The organism is Mycobacterium sp., from assembly GCF_049585075.1.
GTDB lineage: Bacteria > Actinomycetota > Actinomycetes > Mycobacteriales > Mycobacteriaceae > Mycobacterium.
In genome coordinates this window covers 1-4,893 of record NZ_JBAUZA010000183.1, presented here as the reverse complement: position 1 = coordinate 4,893, position 4,893 = coordinate 1, and the positions used below count along the sequence as shown (strand labels likewise).

General features: G+C 67.6%; 5 protein-coding genes and 1 pseudogene. 5 read left to right on the top strand and 1 reads right to left on the bottom strand.

The genetic code is table 11. The annotated features are described in order from the left end of the window. The 3 genes and pseudogenes from WB785_RS08595 to WB785_RS08585 all read left to right on the top strand — a co-directional run. A pseudogene (locus tag WB785_RS08595) lies at positions 1–423 on the top strand (hypothetical protein); the annotation flags it as partial. A gap of 91 nt (positions 424–514) precedes the next feature. Continuing rightward, the gene (locus WB785_RS08590; RefSeq protein WP_424078469.1) at positions 515–1,093 is read left to right on the top strand and encodes a sigma-70 family RNA polymerase sigma factor; all 579 of its coding nucleotides are present in this window, start codon (positions 515–517) and stop codon (positions 1,091–1,093) included. After that, on the top strand, positions 1,086–1,712 hold the full coding sequence (locus WB785_RS08585; protein WP_424078468.1) for an anti-sigma-D factor RsdA: 627 nt from the start codon (positions 1,086–1,088) through the stop codon (positions 1,710–1,712). Before WB785_RS08590 ends, WB785_RS08585 begins: the two co-directional genes overlap by 8 nt. A 46-nt stretch (positions 1,713–1,758) precedes the next feature. Here the strand turns inward: WB785_RS08585 and WB785_RS08580 are convergent, their stop codons facing one another. After that, positions 1,759–2,172 carry a DUF5319 domain-containing protein gene (locus WB785_RS08580; protein WP_424078467.1) on the bottom strand — a complete coding sequence of 138 codons (414 nt, stop codon included), beginning with the start codon at positions 2,170–2,172 and terminating at the stop codon, positions 1,759–1,761. A 166-nt stretch (positions 2,173–2,338) separates the two neighbouring features. Between WB785_RS08580 and guaB the strand changes: the two genes are divergently transcribed. Beyond that, the gene (gene guaB, locus WB785_RS08575; protein WP_424078465.1) at positions 2,339–3,928 is read left to right on the top strand and encodes an IMP dehydrogenase; all 1,590 of its coding nucleotides are present in this window, start codon (positions 2,339–2,341) and stop codon (positions 3,926–3,928) included. A gap of 114 nt (positions 3,929–4,042) precedes the next feature. After that, the coding region (locus WB785_RS08570) for a GuaB3 family IMP dehydrogenase-related protein (protein WP_424078470.1) at positions 4,043–4,893 on the top strand (851 nt) is incomplete at its 3' end.

Genomic DNA, 4,893 nt, shown 5'->3' with positions numbered 1-4,893 from the left:
ACGTTGCTGAGCCGGGCAGACCCGATGGTGGCGGAAGCACCGCAGCAGCGGCTGTCGATACGCCGCGCGTGGGTCGCCGCGGAGCTGGCGATGGCGGCCGGCGATGGTGCTGCCGCGGTGCGCAACGCAGAGGTCGCCGTCGAGCTGGCATCGACCACGGTCGCTGCCCGGCACCGCGCCAAAAGCGACGGGGTTTTGGCCGCCGCGCTGTGCAGCTCCGGTGCCGTCGACCGGGCCCGGACTGTCGGGGCAAGGACGCTGGAACTCACCGGTCGGTTGGGCCTGGTGCCGTTGCGGTGGGCGGTGGCCTGCCTGCTGGTCGACATCGGAAGCCCGACCAGCCGGAGCGACGAGCTGCGTGACCTGCGCGATGAGTGCGCGCGCCAGGTGGAGCACTGGGGTGGAGCCTGGGCTCCGCGCTAACGCCACCGTTGATCGGGCAGGTCGTTATTGTTTTAGTGTTGCCGCCGCGCCGGGCGAAGCCCGGTTCGTAACGTTGGAGAAGTAGCCGCCGATGTCAACCCAAGAGGAACGTCTCGACGCTGTTGTCGCTGAGGCGGTCGGGGGTGATCGGGACGCCCTTCGAAAAGTGCTGGAGACGATCCGCCCGATCGTGATCCGATACTGCCGCGCGCGCATCGGCTCCGTCGAGCGGAGCGGCCTCTCGGCCGATGATGTGGCACAGGAGGTGTGTTTGGCTGCCGTCATGGCGCTGCCGCGTTACTGCGACCGCGGCCGCCCGTTCCTGGCCTTTGTGTACGGCATCGCCGCGCACAAAGTGGCCGACGCTTTTCGCGCAGCCGGCCGCGACATGACCTATCCCACTGGTTCCATCCCCGAACGCACTTCGGTCGAGACCGGTCCCGAGCGGGCGGCCCTCGAGGCCGACTCGATCAGCAGGATGGACGAACTGCTCAAGGTTCTGCCCGACAAGCAACGGGAAATCCTGATCCTGCGGGTCGTCGTCGGTCTGAGTGCCGAGGAAACCGCCAGCGCCGTCGGTAGCACCGCCGGAGCGGTGCGGGTGGCCCAACACCGCGCCTTGGCGCGGCTGAAATCCGAGATTGTCGCAGCGGGGCGAGACTATGTCTGAATTAACTCCCACACCGTTTGATCAGCCCAACCTGGACGCCGTCGGCCGCACCGAGCGGTTGATCGACGCGCTGGCCAAACGCGAGCCGGTCGAGTTCGGCGAGGTCGCCGACCCCGGTGATCCCGGCGACCGGGCGCTGGCCGGGCTGCTTGGGGACTGGCGCGACGAGCTGAGGGCCCCGGTGCCTCGAGGACTGTGCCCAGACCACGAAGCCGCTGGGGCGCTCAATGCCGCGTTGGCAGCGCGTCGTCGTATCCGCCGCAGTACGGCGCTGGTCGGGGCGTTGGCCGCCGCGCTGCTCGGCGTCGGCGGATTCGTTGCCGTGATGGGCCAAGCCCAGCCCGGCGACACGCTCTACGGGGTGCACACCAAGGTGTTCGGCGAGCCGGCTTCGGTGCACGATGAGCGGATCGCATCGTCGGCCCAGACCGATTTGGACCGCGTTGAGCAAATGATCGCGCTCGGACAGTGGGATGAGGCCCAGGACAAGCTGGACGCGGTCAGCGACCGGGTCCAGCACGTCAAGGACGCCGACCGCAAACAGGATCTGATCGACAAGGTGAACCTGTTGCATGCGAAGGTCGTCAGCCGTGACGCCCACGCGACGTCCGCGCCCTGATCGCTAGGCCCGACGAACTCGGTCGGCGGCTGAGGAAAACGCCTGTTTAGCGGCGTCCGTGAAATCCTTCGGTATCCGTGGTCGCCTCATTGAGCGACGCATCGGCGTATCCCCGGCAGTAATCCCAGGTGACGTAGGCGTCCGGCTCGGGGTCGTAGGCCGGCTCGTGCGGACGCACGGTGCCGTCGACCAACAGCTGCAGCAGGTTCGCGCGCAACATGTCCCAGTCGTGATAGTGGTCCTGCTGGCACTCGTCACAACACACCACCAGGCCGCGAATACCCTTGTGCGCCAACAGGGCCTCGTATACCGCAAGGTCGGCCAGGTCGGCCTCGACCGCCATCCGCTCTTGGGGGTCAAGCGGCTGCCCGGGCTCGACGGCGTCCAGCGCCGCCGACGGATCACAGGGGTCGTCGGCAAATGGATCGGGCGGCAAACCCGGCGGGAGGTAGTCGCGCACGGCTCCACATTACGGGGCCGGGCGGGCATCACGCCAGCGCTACACCCGCAGACCAGCTGCCATGTCGGTTCGACTTAGGCCGCGCAACGGCGCGCGTCGTCACCAGGTCGGAAGGAGCCGATAGGATGAGGTCTTCACTCCGCATGCGTATGGGAGGGCCCCCGCGATGTCATCTGGCTTGTCCCGTCTCGAAGGCAGCGGCGACCTGATTGTCGAGCCATACGTCCGCGTCGGCGGCCTCGCCGACGACCCGGTGCCGACCGGAGGTGACGATCCGCACAAAGTTGCGATGCTGGGACTGACCTTCGACGACGTCCTGCTGCTTCCGGCGGCTTCCGATGTGGTGCCCGCCAGCGCGGATACTTCCAGCCAGCTGACCAAGAAGATCCGGCTCAAGGTGCCGTTGGTCAGCTCGGCGATGGACACCGTCACCGAGTCCCGGATGGCCATCGCCATGGCTCGGGCCGGCGGCATGGGCGTGCTGCACCGCAACCTGTCGGTCACCGAACAGGCCGGCCAGGTCGAGATGGTCAAGCGGTCCGAGGCGGGCATGGTCACCGATCCGGTGACGTGCGGGCCGGACAACACACTGGCCGAAGTCGACGCGATGTGCGCAAAGTTCCGGATCTCGGGGCTGCCGGTGGTCGACGCGCATGGCTCACTCGTTGGCATCATCACCAACCGCGACATGCGCTTCGAGGTTGATCAGTCCAAGTCGGTCGCAGAGGTGATGACCAAGGCGCCGCTGATCACCGCCCAGGAGGGCGTCAGCGCCGACGCGGCCCTGGGCCTGCTGCGCCGCCACAAAATCGAGAAGCTGCCGATCGTCGATGGTCACGGCCGACTGACCGGGCTGATCACCGTCAAAGACTTCGTCAAGACCGAACAGCACCCGTTGGCCACCAAGGACAGCGACGGCCGGTTGCTGGTCGGGGCCGCCGTCGGCATTGGCGACGACGCCTGGGTGCGGGCCATGACGCTGGTCGATGCAGGGGTTGACGTGCTGGTCGTCGACACCGCGCACGCCCACAACCGGCTGGTGCTGGACATGGTCGGCAAGCTCAAGGCCGAGGTCGGCGACCGGATCGAGGTGGTCGGCGGCAACGTCGCCACCAGGTCGGCGGCCGTAGCGCTGGTCGAGGCCGGCGCCGATGCGGTCAAGGTCGGTGTGGGTCCCGGTTCGATCTGCACCACCCGGGTGGTGGCCGGTGTCGGGGCGCCGCAAATCACCGCGATCCTCGAAGCGGTCGCGGTGTGCGGCCCTGCGGGAGTGCCGGTGATCGCCGACGGCGGGCTGCAGTACTCCGGTGACATTGCCAAGGCGCTGGCCGCGGGCGCGTCGACGGCAATGCTGGGCTCGCTGCTGGCCGGCACCGCCGAGGCGCCCGGTGAGCTGATCTTCGTCAACGGCAAGCAGTACAAGAGTTACCGCGGCATGGGGTCGCTGGGCGCGATGCAGGGCAGAGGAGAGGGCAAGTCGTACTCGAAGGACCGCTATTTCCAGGACGATGCGCTTTCCGAGGACAAGCTGGTGCCCGAGGGCATCGAGGGCCGGGTACCGTTCCGCGGGCCGTTGTCGTCGGTGATCCATCAGCTCACCGGCGGGTTGCGCGCAGCGATGGGCTACACGGGCTCCAACACGATCGAGGCGCTGCAACAGGCGCAATTCGTCAGGATCACGCCGGCAGGCTTGAAAGAAAGCCACCCGCACGACATCACGATGACCGCCGAAGCGCCCAACTACTACGTGCGGTGAGTGCCACACTTACCCGCATGGCGCCGAGATCGACGTTTTGCAGGTCGGTTCTCGGGCTTTCACGGCAAAACGTCGATCTCGCAAAGGAATCGAGGCTGACCGCTGATGCATGAAATGGTCGAGATCGGCATGGGCCGAACGGCAAGGCGCACTTACGAACTCGAAGACATCAACATCGTGCCGTCGCGGCGGACCCGCTCCTCGCAGGACGTGTCGACGGCGTGGCAGCTCGACGCGTACCGGTTCGAGATCCCCGTCATCGCCCATCCAACCGATGCGCTGGTGTCGCCCGAGTTCGCCATCGAGCTCGGCAGGCTCGGCGGCCTGGGAGTGCTCAACGGCGAAGGGCTGATCGGCCGGCACGCCGACGTGGCCGCCAAGATCGCTCAAGTCACCGAGGCGGCTGCCAAAGAACCCGAATCGTCGGCGGCTATCCGGCTGCTACAGCAGCTACACGCCGCACCGCTGGATCCGGAATTGCTGGCCGCGGCGGTGGCTCGCATCAGTGAGTCCGGGGTGACCACCGCGGTGCGAGTGAGTCCACAGAACGCCCAGGCGTTGACGCCGGGGTTGGTCGCGGCGGGCGTGGACCTGCTGGTCATCCAGGGCACGATCATTTCCGCCGAACGCGTCGCCAGCGACGGAGAGCCGCTGAACCTCAAGACGTTCATCTCCGAACTCGACGTCCCGGTGGTGGCCGGCGGCGTGCTCGACCATCGCACGGCGCTGCACCTGATGCGCACCGGGGCAGCCGGTGTGATCGTCGGCTACGGCTCGACGACGGGAGTGACCACCAGCGACGAGGTCCTTGGGATCAGCGTGCCGATGGCCACCGCGATCGCCGACGCCGCCGCGGCCCGCCGCGAATACCTCGACGAGACCGGCGGCCGCTATGTACACGTGCTCGCCGACGGGGATATCCACACGTCCGGCGACCTGGCCAAGGCCATCGCCTGCGGCGCCGA